The organism is Hydrogenophaga sp. GW823-FHT04C09, assembly GCF_058796355.1.
Map to the genome: position 1 here is coordinate 17,110 of NZ_JBXAIO010000013.1, position 16,350 is coordinate 33,459.

Below are 16,350 nucleotides of genomic sequence, written 5' to 3' on the forward strand. Positions count from 1 at the left end.
GCACAGCCAGCCGCAGACCCACGATGCCACCACGCCGCGCTTCCGCTTCCAGCCCCACCGATGCCGACAGCAGCGCCGCCCGTTCGGCCATCCTCGCGGCGGCCCGCGCGGAGTTTTCCGCCAAGGGGCTGACGGGCGCGCGCGTCAACGAGATCGCGGCCCGCGCCGGCGTCAACAAGCAGCTGATCTACTACTACTTCGGCAGCAAGGAAGACCTCTACCGCACCGCGCTCGAGGTGGTCTACACCGAGATCCGCACGCAGGAACGCAGCCTGAAGCTGGGCGACATGCAGCCCGAGGAGGCGATGGCCAGGCTGATCGGTTTCTCGTTCGACTACCTCGCCGAGCACCCCGACTTCATCGGCCTGCTCAACCACGAGAACGCGCAGGGCGCGCAGCACGTGCGCGATTCGAGCGCGATCCGAGACACCAACTCGCCGCTGATCGAGCTCATCGCCAAGACCCTGGCGCGCGGCATCCGCGCGCGCGTGTTCCGCCGTGGCATCGACCCGGTGGAGCTTTACATCTCGGTCGCCGGCATGTCGTATTTCTTCTTCTCCAACCGCCTGACCCTGTCGTCCATCTTCAGCCGCGATCTCTCGTCGGCCGACGCGGTGGGCGCCTACCGCGCGCACGTCGTGGCCTTCGCCATGGCCGGTCTGCGCGCCTGATTCCACCGCACCATTCGAGGGCGCGAACGCATCCGGGCAAACCCTTTGTCCCGATTTCAACCAAACGGTTGACACGAAGTTGACACGCCCATATGCTCATCCCATCGCGTTTGAGAAAAGGGTCATGCCATGTCAGGCAACGTTGTCACACTGCTGGATCCCGCGCAGCTGCCGGCTCGTTTCGAGTCGGTCGAGGCGCTGGAGGAATTCCTGTCGCGGCCGAGCCAGGCCCTGATCGACGACCTGGCGCAGGTGGACGGCGACATCATGATCCTGGGCGTGGCCGGCAAGATGGGCCCCACACTCGCGCGCCTGGCCAAGAACGCCGCGCCGCACAAGCGCGTGATCGGTGTGGCGCGTTTCAGCGACCCCGCCGTGCGCCAGCGCATGGAAGCCTGGGGCATCGAGACCATCGCCGCCGACCTGCTGGACCGCGCCGCCATCGAGGCGCTGCCGCGCGTGCCCAACATCATCTTCGCGGCCGGCCACAAGTTCGGCGCCAAGGACAACCAGGCCCTGACCTGGGCCATGAACACCCACGTGCCGGCCCTGGTGGCCGACACCTTCCGCGAGTCGCGCATCGTCGGCTTCTCCACCGGCAACATCTACCCGCTGACCACGGTGGGCCGCCAGGGCGCGAGCGAGAAGACGCCGCCCGCGCCGCTGGGCGAGTACGCGCAGTCGTGCATCGGGCGCGAGCGCATGTTCGAGTACTTCTCGGGCCAGCACGGCACGCCGGGCCGCATCTTCCGGCTCAACTACGCGATCGACATGCGCTACGGCGTGCTGTACGACATCGCCTCCAAGGTGCACCGCGGCGAGACGGTGGACGTGACCATGGGCCACGTGAACGTGATCTGGCAGGGCGACGCCAACGCGCAGGTGCTGCGCTGCCTGCGCCACTGCACGGTGCCGTCCACCCCGGTGAACTGCACCGGGCCGGAAACGCTCTCGGTGCGCTGGCTGGTGGACGAGTTCGCCGCGCGCCTGGGCGTGAAGGCGCAGGTGAGCGGGCAGGAGGCGGCCACCGCGCTGCTGTCGGACACCACTTTGGCGGGCAAGCTGTTCGGTTACCCGCTGGTGCCGCTGGGCGCCATGCTCGACTGGGTGGCCGACTGGGTCAAGCGCGAGCAGCCGGCGCACGGCAAGCCGACCAAGTTCGAGGTCCGGGATGGCGCCTTCTGAGGCACTGACCTCGGTCATCCTCGGTCCGGACGATGTGCCGGAGGGCCTCGCTTTGTCGGACGCCGCGGGCTGGAACCAGACCGCCGACGACTGGCGCCTGTTCATCACGCAGGGCCGCGTCTTCGGCCTGCGCGACGGCGATGCAGGCCCGCTGGTGGCGACGGCCGCCGCGCTGCCGTACGAAGGTGGCATCGGCTGGGTCTCCATGGTGCTGGTGAACGCCGCGTGGCGGCATCAGGGCCTGGCCACCGCGCTGATGGCGCGCTGCGTGGCGCACCTGCGCTCGCTCGGCGCCACGCCGGTGCTGGACGCCACGCCCGCCGGCCAGCATGCCTACCTGCGCATCGGTTTCGAGGACGGTTTCGCGCTCGCGCGCTGGGAAGGCACGGTCGCCGATGCCGCCGCCGAGCCGCGCCCCGCGCCGCCGGCCGATGCCGCCACGGTGTCGGCGCTCGACGCCCAGGCCAACGGCTGCGGCCGGGGCTTTCTGCTGACCGACTTCCTGCAACGTGCCGGCACGCGCGTGGGCCTGTCGCCGGCGCGCACCGGTTTCGTGATCGCCCGCGAAGGCCGCCGCGCCACGCAGATCGGCCCGCTGGTGGCCGACGACGAAAGCTCGGCGCTCTCGCTGCTGCAGGCCGCGCTGGCCGGTGTCAGCGGCCGCGTGTTCCTCGATGTGCCCGAACGCTGGGCCGCGCTGCGCGCCTGGTTGGAGCAGGCCGGTTTCGCGCGCCAGCGCGCCTTCGTGCGCATGTCGCTCGGCGCCGCCCCCATCGCCTCTGTCAACGACCGCCTGTTCGTATTGGCCGGTCCCGAATTTGGTTGAACCCATGAGCCTCACTGCCTCTCAAGTCGAACACACCCGCGCGCTGCTGCGCCGGGGCCTGGCCATTCCCGCGCACCCGCTCGCGCTCAACGCGCAGCGCCAGCTCGACGTGCGCCGCCAGCGCGCGCTCAGCCGCTACTACCTCGATGCCGGCGCCGGCGGCCTGGCCGTGGGCGTGCACACCACGCAGTTCGCGATCCGCGAGGTGGGGCTGTATGAAGAGGTGCTGCGCCTGGCCATGGAGACCGCGCGCGCCTGGGTCGAACCCAGCCGCGAGCTCGCCATGGTGGCCGGCGTGTGCGGCCGCACCGAACAGGCCGTGGCCGAAGCGACACTCGCGCGCGGCCTGGGCTACAACGCCGGCCTGCTGAGCCTTGCCGCGATGAAGGGCCAGAGCGAGGACGCGCTGATCGCGCACTGCGAGGCGGTGGCGCAAGAGATTCCGCTGATCGGCTTCTACCTGCAGCCCGCCGTGGGCGGCATGAACCTGAGCGCCGCCTTCTGGGCCCGCTTCGCGGCGATCCCGAACGTGGTGGCGATCAAGGTCGCGCCCTTCCACCGCTACCGCACGCTGGACGTGGTGCGCGGCCTGGTGCAGGCGCGCGCCGAAGAGCGCGTGACGCTCTACACCGGCAACGACGACCACATCGTGCTCGACCTGATCACGCCCTTCACCGTGCCGCGCGACGGTGTGCCGGTGACGGTGCGCTTCCGGGGCGGCCTGCTCGGCCACTGGTCGGTGTGGACCTCGGGCGCGGTGCGCATGCTGGAGCTGTGCAAGTCGGCGGCCAAGGGTTCGGTGGTGACGGCCGAGATGCTGGCGCTGGACAGCCGCGTGACCGACTGCAACAGCGCCTTCTTCGACGTGGCCAACGACTTCCACGGCTGCATCGCCGGCTGCCATGAGATCCTGCGCCGCCAAGGTTTGCTCGAAGGCATCTGGTGCCTGGACCCGAACGAAGGCCTGAGCCCGGGCCAGAAGGAAGCCATCGACCGCGTGTGCGCCGAGCACGGCGACCTGGCCGACGACGCCTTCGTGAAGGCCGGCCTGAGCCGCTGGCTCGCGTGACGGAAAGAAGAAACCCACCATGACGCAAAACAGAATCGCCCGCTGGACCGCCCACTACCTGCCCGCCATCGGGCTGTTCGTGGGCTTCATCGTGTTGTGGCAGCTCGCGGTGTCGGTGTTCGGCATCCGCGAATACCTGCTGCCCAGCCCGTACTCGGTGTGGCAGGCCATGCTGAGCGACGAGATCCCCTGGTTCAGCCACGCGTGGATCACGGGTGTGGAAATCCTCGGCGCCTTCGTGCTGGCCGGTGTGGCCGGCGTGATGCTGGGCATGGCCATCGCCTGGTCGCAAGGCATCTCGCGCGCGCTCACGCCCTTCCTGGTGTTCGTGAACACGCTGCCCAAGGTGGCGATCGCGCCGCTGTTCCTGATGTGGCTGGGCTACGGCATCCTGCCCAACATGCTGATCGGCGCGCTGATCGGCTTCTTCCCGGTGGTCATCAACACCGCCGTGGGCCTGACCCAGATCGACCAGGACATGGTGGACCTGGGCCGCGTGTTCAGCGCGCCCAAGTGGAAGGTGTTCATGAAGATCCGCATCCCCAACGCCTACCCCTACATCCTGAGCGCGCTCAAGGTCACCGCCACCTCGGCCGTGGTGGGCGCGGTGGTGGGCGAGTTCGTGGCCTCGCAGAAGGGCCTGGGCTACGTGATCATCACCACGCAGAGCAGCATGAACACGCCGGCCGCGTTCGCCGCGCTGGTGTGGATCTCGGTGCTGGGCCTGCTGCTGTACGGCCTGGTGGCCCTGCTCTCGCGCCTGCTCGCGCCCTGGGCCGAAGAAGCCCCGCGCTGATCAAACAAAACAACAACCCCTTCCCTCCCCGCCGTTCTCCTCTTCCCCACCCGTCCTCCGAAAGGAAAGCACCATGACTCCCAGGATCGCTGTTTCCGCCGCCGCCGTCTGCGCGGCCCTGCTGGCGCTGCTGCCGGCCACGGCCTCGGCCCAGGCCAAGGAGAAGTTCACCTTCGCCCTCAACTGGTTCGCCGTGGGCGACCACGCCGCCTACTGGGTGGCGCTGGACAAGGGCTACTACGCCCAGCGCGGCCTGGACGTGACGCTGGAAAACTCCAAGGGCTCGGGCGACTCCATCGCCAAGGTGGACACCAACCGCGCCGACGCCGGCCTGGCCGACGCGGTACCGGTGATCTCGGCCGCCTCGCGCGGCGCGCGCGTGAAGATGGTGGGCATGGTGTTCGACAAGACGCCCATGACCTTCTTCAGCCACGCCGACGCGCCGCTGCTCAAGCCCAAGGACCTCGAAGGCAAGACCGTGGCCGCGCCCGCTGGCGACAGCCAGCGCCTGGCCTTCCCCGCTTTTGCGCGCCTGAACCAGATCGACCCGAACAAGGTGAGCTGGGTGAACATCGAGCCCACCGCCAAGGTCGCCTCCATCGCCGAGAAGCGCGTGGACGGCGTGGCCGACTACACCACCGGCCAGCCCTTCTACGACAAGGCCATGGGCCCGGGCAAGGCCGTGCGCCTGCAGTGGGCCGACTACGGCTTCGACCTCTACGCCATGTCCATCATCGCGGGCGAGAAAACCATGGCCGACAAGCCCAAGCAGCTCAAGGCCTTCCTCGAAGCCTCGTACATGGGCTGGCGCGACGTGATGGCCAACCCCAAGGAAGCGCTGGCCATCTTCAAGAAGCGCGTGCCCGAGATCGACGTGGCCATCATCGAGTCCAACATGATGATGGGCTTCGACCTCATGCGCACCAAGAACTACGCCGACAACGGCATCGGCTGGATCGACGAGAAGAAGATGTGCGCCTCCACCGACATCGTCAACACCTACATGGGCCTGCCCAAGAAGGTGGATTGCAAGACGGTGTTCAGCACCGAGTACTTCACCAAGGTGGCGATGCCGCTGCCGGTCAAGTAAGCCCACAGCGCGCAAGAAACCAGGCATGCAGGACACCGACGAGATGAGCCCAGCAATAGAACAAACGGATGGCGTGGCCTCGGGCCGCGTCCTCATCGAGGTGGACCATGCCGGCATGATCTACCAGGCCGAGAGCGGCCCGGTGGAGGCCTTGCGCGACATTTCGCTGCAGATCCGCGAAGGCGAGTTCGTGGCGCTGGTCGGCCCCAGCGGCTGCGGCAAGTCCACGCTGATGCGCGCCATCGCCGGCCTGCGCCCCGTCACCAGCGGGCGCATCCTGGTCGACGGCGTGCCGGTGGACAAACCCATCCCCAAGGTGGGCATGGTGTTCCAGGCCGCGCTGCTGCTCAAGTGGCGCTCGGTGCTCGACAACGTGCTGCTGCCGGTGGAACTCTCCGGCGGCAACCCCGCGCAGTACCGCGAGCGCGCGCACGCGCTGCTCAAGATGGTGGGTCTGGGCGACTTCGCGAACAAGCGGCCGGGCGAACTCTCGGGCGGCATGCAGCAGCGCGCCTCGCTCTGCCGCGCGCTGATCCTGGACCCGCCCATCCTGCTGATGGACGAGCCCTTCGGCGCGCTCGACGCCATGACGCGCGACGAGATGAACATCGAGCTGTTGCGCATCTGGGGCGAGAGCAGCAGCGGCGGGCAGCGCAAGACCATCGTCTTCGTCACGCACTCGATTCCCGAGGCCGTGTTCCTGGCCGACCGCGTGGTGGTGATGTCGCCGCGCCCGGGCCGCGTGGCCAACATCCGCCAGGTGGACATCGCGCGCCCGCGCACCGCCGAGACGCGCGCCGACCCGGCGCTGGGCCGCATGTCCTTCGAGCTGTACACCGAACTCTCGGGCGCCACCGGCCGGCGCGAGACGCGGGCCGGCCCGCAGTGGTGAACCTTCGCCACCGCCCGCGCGGCTGAAAGAGCGGCCCCGTGCGCATCGCCCTGTGCAACGAGGTGCTGGCGCCGCTGCCGTTCGCCCGCCAGTGCGAGGTGGCGGCCGCCCTGGGCTACGACGGGCTGGAGGTGGCGCCCTTCACGTTGGGCGAGGAAGCCTTGTCGAGCGCGCGGCGCAGCGGACTGCGCCGCGCGGCGGCGGACGCGGGCATCGAGGTCTCGGGCCTGCACTGGCTGCTGCGGCAACCGGCGGGCCTGTCCATCACCTCGGCCGACACCGCCGTGCGCGCCCGCACGCTCGACACCCTGCGCCACCAGATCGACCTCTGCGCCGACCTCGGCGGCGCGGTGCTGGTGCACGGCTCGCCCGCGCAGCGCCGCCTGCCGCCGGGTGAGGAAGCCGCAGCGCGCGAACGCGGCATCGAGGCCTTCGCCGCCGTGGCGGCGCACGCGCAGGCGGCCGGCGTCGTCTACTGCATCGAACCCCTGGCCGCGCCCGAGGCCGACTTCATCCACACCGTGGCCGAGGCCGCCGCCATCGTGCGCGCCATCGGCCGCCCCGCGCTGCGCACCATGCTCGACTGCTGCGCCGCCGCGCGCGCCGAGGCCGAGCCGGTGCCTGCCGTGCTCGCGCGCTGGCTGCCCACCGGCCTGCTCGCCCACGTGCAGGTGAACGACCCCAACCTGCGCGGCCCCGGCCAGGGCGCGCTGGCCTTCGCCGACATCCTGCGCACGCTGTGCCAGCACGGCTACGCCGGCTGGGTGGCAGTGGAGCCCTTCGACTACCAACCCGATGGCCCCATGGCCGCCGCCCGCGCCATCGGTTACCTGCGGGGCCTGCTGGAGGCCCTGCATTGAGGAAATGACCGCCATGCCCACCGCCCCCCGCGTCCAAGTCCTGTCCGTCGAGCGCTTCGAGTCGCCCTACCGGCTGCGCCTGCCGTTCCGCTTCGGCGTCATCACCGTGACCGAAGGCCGCCAGGCCATCGTGCGCGTGCGCGTGCGCCACGAGAACGGGCGCGAAGGCACGGGCTACGCCGCCGAAGCGCTGGGCGCCAAGTGGTTCGACAAGAACCCCGCGCTCTCCGACGCGCAGAACCACGACCAGCTGCGCAAGGCGCTGGAACTCACCGCCGAGGCCTACGGCGCGGCGCCCCCGCTCAGCGCCTTCGACCTGTATGTCAACCACTACCGCGAGCTGCTGGAGGCCGGCGCCGCGTGTGGCCTGAACCCGCTGGTGACCAGCTACGGCCCGGCCCTGATCGACCGCGCGGTGCTCGACGCGCTGTGCCGCATCGAAGGCCTGAGCTTCTGGCAGGCGATGCAGCACAACCGGCCCGGCATGCGCGCGCACCCCATCGCGCCCGACCTGCAAGGCTTCGCGCTCGCGCCCTTCCTGCGCGGCCTCGCGCCGCTGACCTCGCTGGCCGTGCGCCACACCGTGGGCCTGCTCGACCCCATCGTGGCGGGCGACCAGGCCGCCGGCACGCGCGTGAACGACGGCCTGCCCGAAACCCTGGAAGAGGTGGTGGCCGCATACGGCAACCGTTACTTCAAGCTCAAGGTCTCGGGCCAGGCCGACGCCGACCTGGAGCGGCTGCGCCGCATCGCCTCCGTGCTCGACCGCCTGCAAGACCCCTACGTGGTCACGCTCGACGGCAACGAGCAGTACGAAAACGCCGAGGCCATTGCCGCGCTGTGGCAGCGCATGGCCGCCGAGCCCGCGCTGCGCCGCCTGTGCGAGGCCACGCTGCTGATCGAACAGCCCATCAAGCGGCAGATGGCGCTGGCCCAGCCGGTGGCGGCGCTGGCGCGGCACAAGCCCGTGATCATCGACGAGTCCGACGGTGACCTCGACGCCTTCCCCTGCGCCCGCGCGCTGGGCTACACCGGCGTCTCCACCAAGGCCTGCAAGGGCTTCTACAAATCGGTGCTCAACCTCGCGCGCTGCCAGGTGTGGAACCAGGCCGAGGGCCGCGAGACCTTCTTCATGTCGGCCGAAGACCTCACCACCCAGCCCGGCATCAGCGTGCAGCAGGACCTGGCGCTGGTCAGCCTGCTCGGCATCACCCACGTGGAGCGCAACGCCCACCACTTCATCGACGGCTTCAACGGCCGCCCGCCGGCCGAGGCCGACGCCTACCTCGCCGCGCACCCCGACCTCTACCACCGGCAGACTGGTGGCGTGCGCCTGCGCATAGCGCGCGGGCAGCTGGCCCTGGGCTCGCTCGCCGGTGTGGGCTTCGGCTCCGCCGTGGAGCCGGAGCTGAGCGGCACCGCCGCCATGCCGCGCGCCGACTGGCCCCCCCACGCATCGGAGACCCCATGAGCACCATCGACTACGAAAGCCACGACGGCCTGGGCCTGGCGCAGCTGGTCAAGCAAGGCGAGGTGACGCCGCAGGAGCTGCTGGAGGCCGCGCTCGCGCGCATCGCCGCGCACAACCCGGCGCTCAACGCGGTGGTCACGCCGCTGTACGACGCGGCGCGCGCCGAGATCGCGCGCGGCCTGCCGGCCGGGCCGTTCCAGGGCGTGCCCTTTCTGGTGAAAGAGCTGGTGGCCTCGGTGGCGGGCGCGGCCACCACCGCGTCCTCGCGCCTGTACGCGCACAACACCGCGGCGGCCGACAGCGAGATCGTGGCGCGCCTGCGCCGCGCGGGGCTGGTGATCGCGGGCAAGACCAACTCGCCCGAGTTCGGGCTCTCGCCCATCACCGAGTCGCTGCTGTACGGCGTGACGCGCAACCCCTGGAACACCGAACTCTCGCCCGGCGGCTCCAGCGGCGGCGCGGCGGCGGCCGTGGCCTCGGGCATGGTGCCGCTGGCCCACGCCACCGACGGCGGCGGCTCCATCCGCATCCCGGCCTCGTGCTGCGGCCTGTTCGGCCTCAAGCCCACGCGCGCGCGCATCACCGCCGGCCCCGAAGGCGGCGAGGGCCTCAACGGCCTGGCCCACCAGCACGTGGTGAGCCGCAGCGTGCGCGACAGCGCGGCCCTGCTCGACGCCATCGCCGGCCCCATGCCGGGCGACCCCTACACCGCCGTGCCGCCCGAGCGGCCCTACCTGGAAGAGATGGGCCGCGCGCCCGGGCGCCTGCGCATTGCCTTCGCGAAGACCGCGCCCACCGGCGTGCCGGTGGACGCGGCCTGCGTGGCCGCCGTGGAAGACGCCGCGCGCCTGTGCGAACAGCTCGGCCACCACGTGGAAGAAGCCTCGCCCGACTACGACGCCCAGGTGGTGGAGCGCGGTTTCGAAATGGTGTTCGCCACCCACACCATGGCCAACATCGCGCGCGCCACCGGCGGCCCCCTGCCCGACCCGGAACTGGTCGAGCCCTTGACCTACGCGCTGGCCCAGGTCGGCCGCGTGCCCAGCGCGGCCGAATACATCCTCAACCTGCATGCGCTGCAGCGGCAATCGCGGCGCATCGCGGGCTTCTTCGAGCGCTTCGACGTGTGGCTCACGCCCACGCTCGCGCAGACGCCCCGGGCCATCGGCCACTTCAACATCCGCTCCAGCGACGTGCGCGACTGGATGAGCAAGCTCGCGGCCTACCTGCCCTTCACCTACCCCTTCAACGTCACCGGCCAGCCCGCGGCCTCGGTGCCGCTGCACTGGACGGCCGACAACCTGCCCATCGGCTGCCAGTTCGCGGCGCGCTACGGCGACGAAGGCCTGCTGCTGCGCCTGTGCGCGCAACTCGAAGCCGCGCGGCCCTGGTTCCACCGGCGCCCGCCGGTGAGCGGCCTCCCGCATGCGCACTGAGGAAACGGTCGACCTGCTCGTCATCGGCGGCGGCGTGGCGGGGCTCACGGCCGCGCTGGTGGCCGCCATCGAAGGCCTGAGCGTGCTGGTCTGCGAGAAGACCGAGCAGCTCGGCGGCACGGCCGCCACCTCGGCCGGCACCGTGTGGATACCCGGCAGCAGCCAGAGCGAGCGCGCCGGCCTGGCCGACCCGGTGGTGCGCGCGCACCACTACCTGGCCGCCGAGATCGACACCGACAGCGGCGCCGACCTGCGCGACACCTTCCTGGCCACCGGCCCGCGCGTGCTCGACTACCTGGCCCAACACTCCTGCGTCAGCTTCGTGCCCGCCGCGCGCCACCCCGACTACCACGACCAGCACGCCGGCGCGGCCATCGGCGGCCGGGCGCTCGTCGCGCGCGCTTTCGACGGGCGCGAGCTCGGCCCGGACTTCGCGCGCGTGCGCCCTCCCATGAGCCACATGATGGTGCTGGGCGGCATGTCCGTCAGCAAGGACGACATCGCGCCCCTGCTCAAACCCCTCGCTTCCCGGGCCGCCTTGCGCCACGTGGTCACCCTGCTGAGCCGCCACGCGCGCGACCGCCTGCGCCACCCGCGCGGCACGCGGCTGGTGATGGGCAACGCGCTCATCGCGCGCCTGCTGCTGAGCCTGCGCCAGCGCGGCGTGGACCCGCTCATGGGCGTGGCCGTGCAGCAGTTGCACGAAGACGGCGGCCGGGTGAGCGGCGCCACGCTCTCGCAAGGCGGGCGCACCTGGCGCGTGCAGGCGCGGTGCGGCGTGGTGCTCGCCTGCGGCGGCTTTGGCCACGCGCCCGAGTGGCGCCAACGCCTGCTGCCCGCGCCCGCGCAGACGCAATCGCTCCTGTTCGAGGGCAACACCGGCGACGGCCTGCGCCTCGCGCAAAGCGTGGGCGCCGCCATCGACGAGACCGGGCACCGCACTCCTGCCTTCTGGGTGCCGGTGTCGGTGCTGCGGCAGGCCAACGGCGAGGAACGCCGGTTTCCGCACTTCGCGCTGGACCGCGCCAAGCCCGGCCTGATCGCGGTGGACGCGAGCGGCCGGCGCTTCGTCAACGAAGGCGACTCGTACCACGACTTCGTGCTCGCGATGCTCAACGCCTCGCCCGAGCCCGCCGTGCCCGCGCACCTGATCTGCGACGCCCACTTTCTGCACCGCTACGGCCTGGGCCTGGTGCGCCCGGGCGCATGGCGGCTGCGGCCCTACCTGCGCGCCGGTTACCTCAAGCGCGCGCCCACGCTGGCCGCGCTCGCGGGCCAGCTCGGCATCGACCCCGAAGGCCTGCGCGTCACCGTGTCGCGCCACAACGGCTTCGCGCACACCGGCGTGGACCTGGACTACGGCAAAGGCACGAGCGAACTCAACCGCTTCAACGGCGACCCGACCCACACGCCCAACCCCTGCATCGGCCCCATCGCGACGGCGCCGTTCTACGCGGTGACCGTGTGGCCCGGCGACGCGGGCACCAGCGTGGGCCTGCGCACCGATGTGGACGCGCGGGTGTTAGGCCGCGACGGCCAGGCGATCGAAGGGCTGTACGCGGCCGGGGCCGACATGGCGTCCATCATGCGCGGGCGCTACCCCGGGCCGGGAGTGACGCTGGGGCCGGCGATGGTGTTTGCCTGGCGGGCGGTGATGCACGCGGTGGGGCGGCGCACCTCCACCCAGGTCAGTTCGTCGCGAAGCAGTACATGAGCCCCGCGCTGCCGCTCATCTTGAGCTGATCGACGCTGCAGCCGCGCGTGCCGTGCGACGCGTTCCACGACGCGTTGGCCACCGGGTCGGGGTTGGTGCCCTTGCGGTCGTGGTGGCCCACCATGGCGGAGCCGCCATCGCTCTTGGTCCAGTTGCCGCAGGTGGTGTCCTTGCCGGGCTCGGGCACGGCCAGCGTGCCGTCGGGGCGCGAGCCGGTGAGGATGTCGTGGCGGTTGACCGCATCACCGAAGCCGGAGACCACTTCGCCCTTCTCGGTCAGCGAGGTGTCCTTGCCGAGCTTGGCGTTGGCGCTGTGCAGGTCGGCCACGCTGGTGGCGACGACGACGCCCTTCGCATTGGTCCATGGGCCGGAGCCGATGCGGTCACGCGCATTGACCGCCGCCTGCCCATCCATGGCCGCGGTGCTCAGGTAGGCGCGCCAGGTCTTGCTGCCCGCGCCGGCGGCGGTGGCCAGCGACTGGCAGAAGCGGTCCGCGCCGGCCAGGCCGCCGAGGTCGCCGCCCTTGCCGGGGTTGGCGCTGGTGATGAAGAAGCCCATGGGGGAGCCGCCCGATGGCTTCATGGCGCCGCAACCCGCGATCAGGGCGACAGTGGCAACGGCGGCGCTGGCGAGAAGAAGGGAACGGCTGGGCATGGGAGGCTCCTGGGCACGGTGGAAGGAAGCCGCAGGCTAGCGCAGCGCCGTGTCAGCGGCAACCGAAGCCACCATCCATGGAGGGGTCTCAGTAAGCCGTCTCGCGGGCTTCCAGCACCAGCGACAGCACCCGCGATCCCTTGCAGTTCGCCTTGGCGCGCACGCGGCATTCGGCATCGGCCTCGACCGTCAGGCGGCAGTGGTAATCCAGGCCGTCGGTCTCGCCGGGGCTGTGGCCCGGGACGCGGCGAGCCCACAAGCGCCGGCCGTCCACCTCCACGACCAGTTCGTGCGAGGGCTCGGCGGCGTCCGCCAGCACCGACACCAGCAGGGTGGCATCAAGGTCGAAGGTGCGCGCGCGGCCCAGTGCTGCGGGAATCACCAGGGAGGCGACGGATTCGGTGCCCGCGTCATACTTCCAATATTCCAAGGTCATGGGGAAAGTCTAAGCCCACGCCATTCCCCTTTCGACGCGCATGAAAACCTTCCGCATCCAGATTGACGGCCAGGCCGTGGCCGCCGAGGCCGACAGCGAGACCAGCCTGTTCGCGGCGATGGCGCGCGCGGGAATCGAGTGGCCGGTGTCCTGTCGCAACGGCACCTGCCGCACCTGCATCGCCCGCTTGCTGCAGGGGCAAGTGCGCTACGACATTCCCTGGCCCGGCCTGAGCGCCGACGAAAAGCAGGACGGCTATTGCCTGCCCTGCGTGGCCCGGCCCATGGCCGATTTGGTCATTGCCCGGGCTTGAAGCCCAAGCCACCCGACGCTTCGCCCGGCTTGCGATCGGCGGGATTGGTCTGAGGCGCCCGATCCGGATGCGTCGGGTTGGCACCCGGCGCGCGGTCGTCGCCAGGGGGCTGTTGGTCGATGGGCTTGCCGGGGGTCTGGCCTGGCGGGTTGGGGGTGATGGACATGCTGCGGGGCTCCTGAGCGTTTGCGGGACCGGACATCGGTCCGAAGACTCAGTGTCAGGTTGAAGCGCTTTCGCCCCGGTAGGCCAACTCTCTGTGGACCTGTAGGCCCTGTCCGGCCTCGTCGAATGCGCTGCTGAGTGCTCTTGCTCTCTAGCGGGCAGAAGAAGGATCGTCTGCCGTGTAGCGTCTTTCTATCCAGTGTGAGCCGTGGCCGAACTTCTCATTGCCCGCTTCGACCACGGTCCTGAGCGTCTGAAGAACAGCGGGATCCGCTGTCTGCCAATGGGTGGAAGTGGAGGCTTCGCGCTTGAGCTTGCTTGCAGCGGGCGTGCAGCAAATTCGCGCGAGATGGTGCACGCTTTGAACGGTGTGCCCTTTGCCCACGGGTGCCTGCAGGATGCTCATCGCCTTCTCCTGGGGGGTGGGGTCCAAGCGCTCCACCAACAAACAGCTTGCCTTCGAGCTGGGCTCGCGTCTATCGATCCGGCAGGTTTTGAGTAAACGGATGTTTCTGGCGTGGGCCGAAAAGCCTTCGCGGGGCGGGGGTGGCCAAGGTGCGATCTGCAACACATTGCAGTCATTCAGCCATTGGCGGTGAAGGTCTAGGACTTGCAGGAAGCAGTGTCACCGCTAGACTGCCGCAATCGGCCAGAAGCGGACGTTCTCAGCTCGTCCTGGGAACGTCCGCTTCTGGCCGATTCCCGCTATTGGGGTGGCGATAGCTTTGTGACTTCCACGTCAACGCTGAAGAGGCCGAAGAACCATGGGCGCCGTTCTCTCACAACGTCGAGATGTAAAGGGCGACCATCCGCGTCTGTCACCACGTACTCGCCATTTAGGACATCAATTGGCTCAAGCTTCGCTTCGACTTCGGCAACCGACCAGTACTCCGTCAGGTCTCCACTTTCATCAACGCGAATGGGCAATTTGATCATGAATGCAATGTCCGCTTCTGGCCGATTGCGGAAGTCTAGCCGTGGCACCGCTGTGTGCAAGCCGTACACCTTCATAGTCACGACTGGATGACCGCCACGTGGCGCAGATCGCACGTTCGGTGCGCAAGCGCAGCCGTCAGCAATCGCTGCGATCGATTTACTGCGTTAGTGCGAGTCCTTCAACCGCACGGGGCAGTGCAAGCCAAGCTATCAAGCCTGTTGCAGTTCGCCGCAGCGTCAATCAACCTGGCCGCAAGCGCCCGTGCCTGCGCGGGGCTGAGGCTCCATTCCAGGTCGAAGGGGGCTTCGCGTGCCTGCAGCAGCACCACCGCAGGCACATCTGGTTCCGCCGTGCGGCTCGCGGCCACGCTCAGGCCTGCCATCGTGCGTTGCTGAATCGAGAGTGACATGCGCTGTGCCGGCACGGTGCAGCGCATGAGGTAGACCGGCTCGGGCAGTGGGATCTGGCGGAGTTTCATGGGGTGGTCCCCGTGTCGTTCATGCCCAGCTCACGCAGCACCGCGAGGCGGCACACGCTGGCCATGGAGCGGTGTTCGCGTTCGGCCCGTTCTTTCACACGTTCCAGCTCGGCCGGCGTGAGCCGCAGCGCGATGGGGCGCGAGCTGTTGACGCCGTTGGGCACGCGCTTGCGTGTCGAAGAGTCAGCTGATCGGGTCATGGCGAAGTAGCTCCTTCCCTGGGCTAGCATTGAGTAACGGAAAAATACACAAGCAAGTGAGAGGCTTGTCTTTTAAATAAGTACTTTGGATGTAGTTTTGAGGAAATATCAGATAATGTCAACCGTCGATGTGGAAGAATTAGTTACTCGTTTTCGTGCCGAGCTGGATCGGTTTGGCTCGATCGCCGAAGCCTCCCGGAAAATCGGCGAGCCGAATGGAGCCGGTCTTCGCGACGTGTGCAACGGCCGCAAGCGCCTTACGGCCGAGTTGCTGGCGCGGTTTGCTGCCGAGGGCGTGGACGCTCTCTACGTTCTGACGGGCGAGCGCCTTGTCAAGCGATCGGGCCTGAATCCGATGCTGCGCGCCGTGGTGGATGACCTCGAACGTTGCTCTCCGGAGAAGCAGGTCGAGGCGGTGAAGTACGTGGGCATGCTCGCCGCAGGCATGACGCCGCCACCATTGCCCACGGTGCCAATTGCTCCAGCGCGAAAGCCCCAGGCCAAGGGCTAAGCACTCTCCAAGCGAAAGAAGAGCGGTTAACCCCGATCGCTCCAGATCACGCCTTCGGAGACTTCGGCGAACTCGGCCTCGGTGGCGCCGCGCCGTCCTCCTCACTCTCATCCAATCCCTCGTCGCTCAGCGGGTCGCCGGCTTCGGCGTCGTCGATGAAGGCCAGGTCGGGGTCTTCGTCGTCGGAGGCGGCGTCCGTGCCGCCGGGCGTGATCACGTGATCCACGCCGATGTCCCATCCATCGCGCTTGCCGCCGTCGCCGCCGGCGCTGCGGCTCTCGCCGGTGCCGGCGGCGTCGCTCGGGGAGGCCAGCGCGTCGGGCGACAGCAAGCTGGGGCGCTGTTCGTCGCGGGTGTCGAAGTCGGCGGGCGCGTTGGGGTCGCCGCCGTCGCTGTCGGCAATGCCCATCATGTCGCTGCCGCTGTCGGAGGAGTCCCCGGGGCCGAGCGACGCGGTGTCGCGGCCGGCGGGTTCGGGTGGTGCAGGGGTGGTGCCCTGGATGCTGCTGCGTGCCATGGTGTGGTTTCCTTTCGGGTCGATGGGCGCGGTGTGCCGCGCCCACAGGGTCTCCGGCAGTTGGCGTGCCCGCCCGTCTGCCCTGGGCGCGGTGGCCGGCCTGTTCCCCGAGGTCTGCAAGTTTTGCC

21 protein-coding genes are annotated in these 16,350 nt (G+C 69.6%); 13 read left to right on the plus strand and 8 right to left on the minus strand.

The features are described from left to right. Window positions 1-23 precede the first annotated feature (23 nt). The 11 genes from AC1Q9M_RS24665 (at window position 24) to AC1Q9M_RS24715 (ending at window position 12,010) form a co-directional block, all read left to right on the plus strand. Window positions 24-671, plus strand: a complete 648-nt coding sequence (locus AC1Q9M_RS24665) for a TetR/AcrR family transcriptional regulator (RefSeq protein WP_492436252.1) — start codon at window positions 24-26, stop codon at window positions 669-671. Between the two features lie 129 nt (window positions 672-800). Continuing rightward, window positions 801-1,856: an NAD-dependent epimerase/dehydratase family protein gene (locus tag AC1Q9M_RS24670; RefSeq protein ID WP_291120876.1), complete on the plus strand. Its 1,056-nt coding sequence runs from the start codon at window positions 801-803 to the stop codon at window positions 1,854-1,856. After that, on the plus strand, window positions 1,843-2,682 hold the full coding sequence (locus tag AC1Q9M_RS24675; RefSeq protein ID WP_492436254.1) for a GNAT family N-acetyltransferase: 840 nt from the start codon (window positions 1,843-1,845) through the stop codon (window positions 2,680-2,682). The genes AC1Q9M_RS24670 and AC1Q9M_RS24675 overlap by 14 nt, the downstream gene beginning before the upstream one ends. A gap of 4 nt (window positions 2,683-2,686) precedes the next feature. Next, window positions 2,687-3,751, plus strand: a complete 1,065-nt coding sequence (locus tag AC1Q9M_RS24680; RefSeq protein ID WP_492436256.1) for a dihydrodipicolinate synthase family protein — start codon at window positions 2,687-2,689, stop codon at window positions 3,749-3,751. A gap of 19 nt (window positions 3,752-3,770) precedes the next feature. Beyond that, window positions 3,771-4,547, plus strand: coding sequence for an ABC transporter permease (locus AC1Q9M_RS24685; protein WP_291120880.1), 777 nt, complete (start codon window positions 3,771-3,773; stop codon window positions 4,545-4,547). Between the two features lie 73 nt (window positions 4,548-4,620). Then, entirely contained in the window at window positions 4,621-5,637 is a 1,017-nt protein-coding gene (locus AC1Q9M_RS24690; RefSeq protein WP_382322524.1) for an ABC transporter substrate-binding protein, read from the plus strand. 115 nt (window positions 5,638-5,752) lie between these two features. Further along, window positions 5,753-6,529, plus strand: a complete 777-nt coding sequence (locus tag AC1Q9M_RS24695; RefSeq protein WP_382163806.1) for an ABC transporter ATP-binding protein — start codon at window positions 5,753-5,755, stop codon at window positions 6,527-6,529. Window positions 6,530-6,567: 38 nt separating this feature from the next. Then, a complete protein-coding gene (locus tag AC1Q9M_RS24700) occupies window positions 6,568-7,389 on the plus strand; it encodes a sugar phosphate isomerase/epimerase family protein (protein ID WP_444688799.1) in 822 nt (273 codons plus the stop codon). A 13-nt stretch (window positions 7,390-7,402) separates the two neighbouring features. Next, window positions 7,403-8,860, plus strand: a complete 1,458-nt coding sequence (locus AC1Q9M_RS24705; RefSeq protein ID WP_492436259.1) for an enolase-like domain-containing protein — start codon at window positions 7,403-7,405, stop codon at window positions 8,858-8,860. Continuing rightward, window positions 8,857-10,296 (plus strand): amidase, encoded by a 1,440-nt coding sequence (locus tag AC1Q9M_RS24710; RefSeq protein WP_492436261.1) that lies wholly within the window; start codon window positions 8,857-8,859, stop codon window positions 10,294-10,296. Before AC1Q9M_RS24705 ends, AC1Q9M_RS24710 begins: the two co-directional genes overlap by 4 nt. Then, window positions 10,286-12,010, plus strand: coding sequence for an FAD-dependent oxidoreductase (locus tag AC1Q9M_RS24715; protein ID WP_492436263.1), 1,725 nt, complete (start codon window positions 10,286-10,288; stop codon window positions 12,008-12,010). The genes AC1Q9M_RS24710 and AC1Q9M_RS24715 overlap by 11 nt, the downstream gene beginning before the upstream one ends. Here the strand turns inward: AC1Q9M_RS24715 and AC1Q9M_RS24720 are convergent. Further along, window positions 11,985-12,665, minus strand: coding sequence for a hypothetical protein (locus AC1Q9M_RS24720; RefSeq protein WP_444688803.1), 681 nt, complete (start codon window positions 12,663-12,665; stop codon window positions 11,985-11,987). The two genes, AC1Q9M_RS24715 and AC1Q9M_RS24720, sit on opposite strands and share 26 nt — an antisense overlap. Window positions 12,666-12,753: 88 nt before the next feature. Further along, window positions 12,754-13,101: a hypothetical protein gene (locus AC1Q9M_RS24725; RefSeq protein ID WP_492436265.1), complete on the minus strand. Its 348-nt coding sequence runs from the start codon at window positions 13,099-13,101 to the stop codon at window positions 12,754-12,756. A gap of 40 nt (window positions 13,102-13,141) precedes the next feature. On the opposite strand from AC1Q9M_RS24725, the gene AC1Q9M_RS24730 reads away from it, so the two are divergent. Further along, window positions 13,142-13,414, plus strand: a complete 273-nt coding sequence (locus AC1Q9M_RS24730) for a 2Fe-2S iron-sulfur cluster-binding protein (RefSeq protein WP_382152493.1) — start codon at window positions 13,142-13,144, stop codon at window positions 13,412-13,414. Here AC1Q9M_RS24730 and AC1Q9M_RS24735 read toward each other — a convergent pair. From AC1Q9M_RS24735 to AC1Q9M_RS24755, 5 genes are all read right to left on the minus strand, one after another. Then, on the minus strand, window positions 13,398-13,580 hold the full coding sequence (locus AC1Q9M_RS24735; protein ID WP_382322516.1) for a hypothetical protein: 183 nt from the start codon (window positions 13,578-13,580) through the stop codon (window positions 13,398-13,400). The two genes, AC1Q9M_RS24730 and AC1Q9M_RS24735, sit on opposite strands and share 17 nt — an antisense overlap. A 150-nt stretch (window positions 13,581-13,730) precedes the next feature. Then, window positions 13,731-13,985 (minus strand): hypothetical protein, encoded by a 255-nt coding sequence (locus AC1Q9M_RS24740; protein WP_382322515.1) that lies wholly within the window; start codon window positions 13,983-13,985, stop codon window positions 13,731-13,733. Between the two features lie 299 nt (window positions 13,986-14,284). Further along, window positions 14,285-14,515 (minus strand): hypothetical protein, encoded by a 231-nt coding sequence (locus AC1Q9M_RS24745; protein WP_382158994.1) that lies wholly within the window; start codon window positions 14,513-14,515, stop codon window positions 14,285-14,287. A 179-nt stretch (window positions 14,516-14,694) separates the two neighbouring features. After that, entirely contained in the window at window positions 14,695-14,994 is a 300-nt protein-coding gene (locus tag AC1Q9M_RS24750; RefSeq protein WP_382322514.1) for a hypothetical protein, read from the minus strand. Beyond that, complete coding sequence (locus tag AC1Q9M_RS24755; protein WP_382322513.1) at window positions 14,991-15,194, minus strand: hypothetical protein; 204 nt, start codon at window positions 15,192-15,194, stop codon at window positions 14,991-14,993. Before AC1Q9M_RS24755 ends, AC1Q9M_RS24750 begins: the two co-directional genes overlap by 4 nt. A 115-nt stretch (window positions 15,195-15,309) precedes the next feature. Here AC1Q9M_RS24755 and AC1Q9M_RS24760 point away from each other — a divergent pair, with 115 nt between their 5' ends. Then, the gene (locus AC1Q9M_RS24760; protein WP_382152502.1) at window positions 15,310-15,705 is read left to right on the plus strand and encodes a hypothetical protein; all 396 of its coding nucleotides are present in this window, start codon (window positions 15,310-15,312) and stop codon (window positions 15,703-15,705) included. A gap of 46 nt (window positions 15,706-15,751) precedes the next feature. On the opposite strand, the gene AC1Q9M_RS24765 is transcribed toward AC1Q9M_RS24760, so the two are convergent. Then, window positions 15,752-16,222, minus strand: coding sequence for a hypothetical protein (locus tag AC1Q9M_RS24765; protein ID WP_382152505.1), 471 nt, complete (start codon window positions 16,220-16,222; stop codon window positions 15,752-15,754). Window positions 16,223-16,350: the final 128 nt, after the last annotated feature.

Coding starts and splice junctions, on each gene's coding strand:
- AC1Q9M_RS24665 (WP_492436252.1), top strand. CDS start 24: ATGCCACCACGCCGCGCTTCCGCTTCCAGCCCCACCGATGCCGACAGC.
- AC1Q9M_RS24670 (WP_291120876.1), top strand. CDS start 801: ATGTCAGGCAACGTTGTCACACTGCTGGATCCCGCGCAGCTGCCGGCT.
- AC1Q9M_RS24675 (WP_492436254.1), top strand. CDS start 1,843: ATGGCGCCTTCTGAGGCACTGACCTCGGTCATCCTCGGTCCGGACGAT.
- AC1Q9M_RS24680 (WP_492436256.1), top strand. CDS start 2,687: ATGAGCCTCACTGCCTCTCAAGTCGAACACACCCGCGCGCTGCTGCGC.
- AC1Q9M_RS24685 (WP_291120880.1), top strand. CDS start 3,771: ATGACGCAAAACAGAATCGCCCGCTGGACCGCCCACTACCTGCCCGCC.
- AC1Q9M_RS24690 (WP_382322524.1), top strand. CDS start 4,621: ATGACTCCCAGGATCGCTGTTTCCGCCGCCGCCGTCTGCGCGGCCCTG.
- AC1Q9M_RS24695 (WP_382163806.1), top strand. CDS start 5,753: ATGATCTACCAGGCCGAGAGCGGCCCGGTGGAGGCCTTGCGCGACATT.
- AC1Q9M_RS24705 (WP_492436259.1), top strand. CDS start 7,403: ATGCCCACCGCCCCCCGCGTCCAAGTCCTGTCCGTCGAGCGCTTCGAG.
- AC1Q9M_RS24710 (WP_492436261.1), top strand. CDS start 8,857: ATGAGCACCATCGACTACGAAAGCCACGACGGCCTGGGCCTGGCGCAG.
- AC1Q9M_RS24715 (WP_492436263.1), top strand. CDS start 10,286: ATGCGCACTGAGGAAACGGTCGACCTGCTCGTCATCGGCGGCGGCGTG.
- AC1Q9M_RS24720 (WP_444688803.1), bottom strand. CDS start 12,665: ATGCCCAGCCGTTCCCTTCTTCTCGCCAGCGCCGCCGTTGCCACTGTC.
- AC1Q9M_RS24725 (WP_492436265.1), bottom strand. CDS start 13,101: ATGACCTTGGAATATTGGAAGTATGACGCGGGCACCGAATCCGTCGCC.
- AC1Q9M_RS24730 (WP_382152493.1), top strand. CDS start 13,142: ATGAAAACCTTCCGCATCCAGATTGACGGCCAGGCCGTGGCCGCCGAG.
- AC1Q9M_RS24735 (WP_382322516.1), bottom strand. CDS start 13,580: ATGTCCATCACCCCCAACCCGCCAGGCCAGACCCCCGGCAAGCCCATC.
- AC1Q9M_RS24740 (WP_382322515.1), bottom strand. CDS start 13,985: ATGAGCATCCTGCAGGCACCCGTGGGCAAAGGGCACACCGTTCAAAGC.
- AC1Q9M_RS24745 (WP_382158994.1), bottom strand. CDS start 14,515: ATGATCAAATTGCCCATTCGCGTTGATGAAAGTGGAGACCTGACGGAG.
- AC1Q9M_RS24750 (WP_382322514.1), bottom strand. CDS start 14,994: ATGAAACTCCGCCAGATCCCACTGCCCGAGCCGGTCTACCTCATGCGC.
- AC1Q9M_RS24755 (WP_382322513.1), bottom strand. CDS start 15,194: ATGACCCGATCAGCTGACTCTTCGACACGCAAGCGCGTGCCCAACGGC.
- AC1Q9M_RS24760 (WP_382152502.1), top strand. CDS start 15,310: ATGTCAACCGTCGATGTGGAAGAATTAGTTACTCGTTTTCGTGCCGAG.
- AC1Q9M_RS24765 (WP_382152505.1), bottom strand. CDS start 16,222: ATGGCACGCAGCAGCATCCAGGGCACCACCCCTGCACCACCCGAACCC.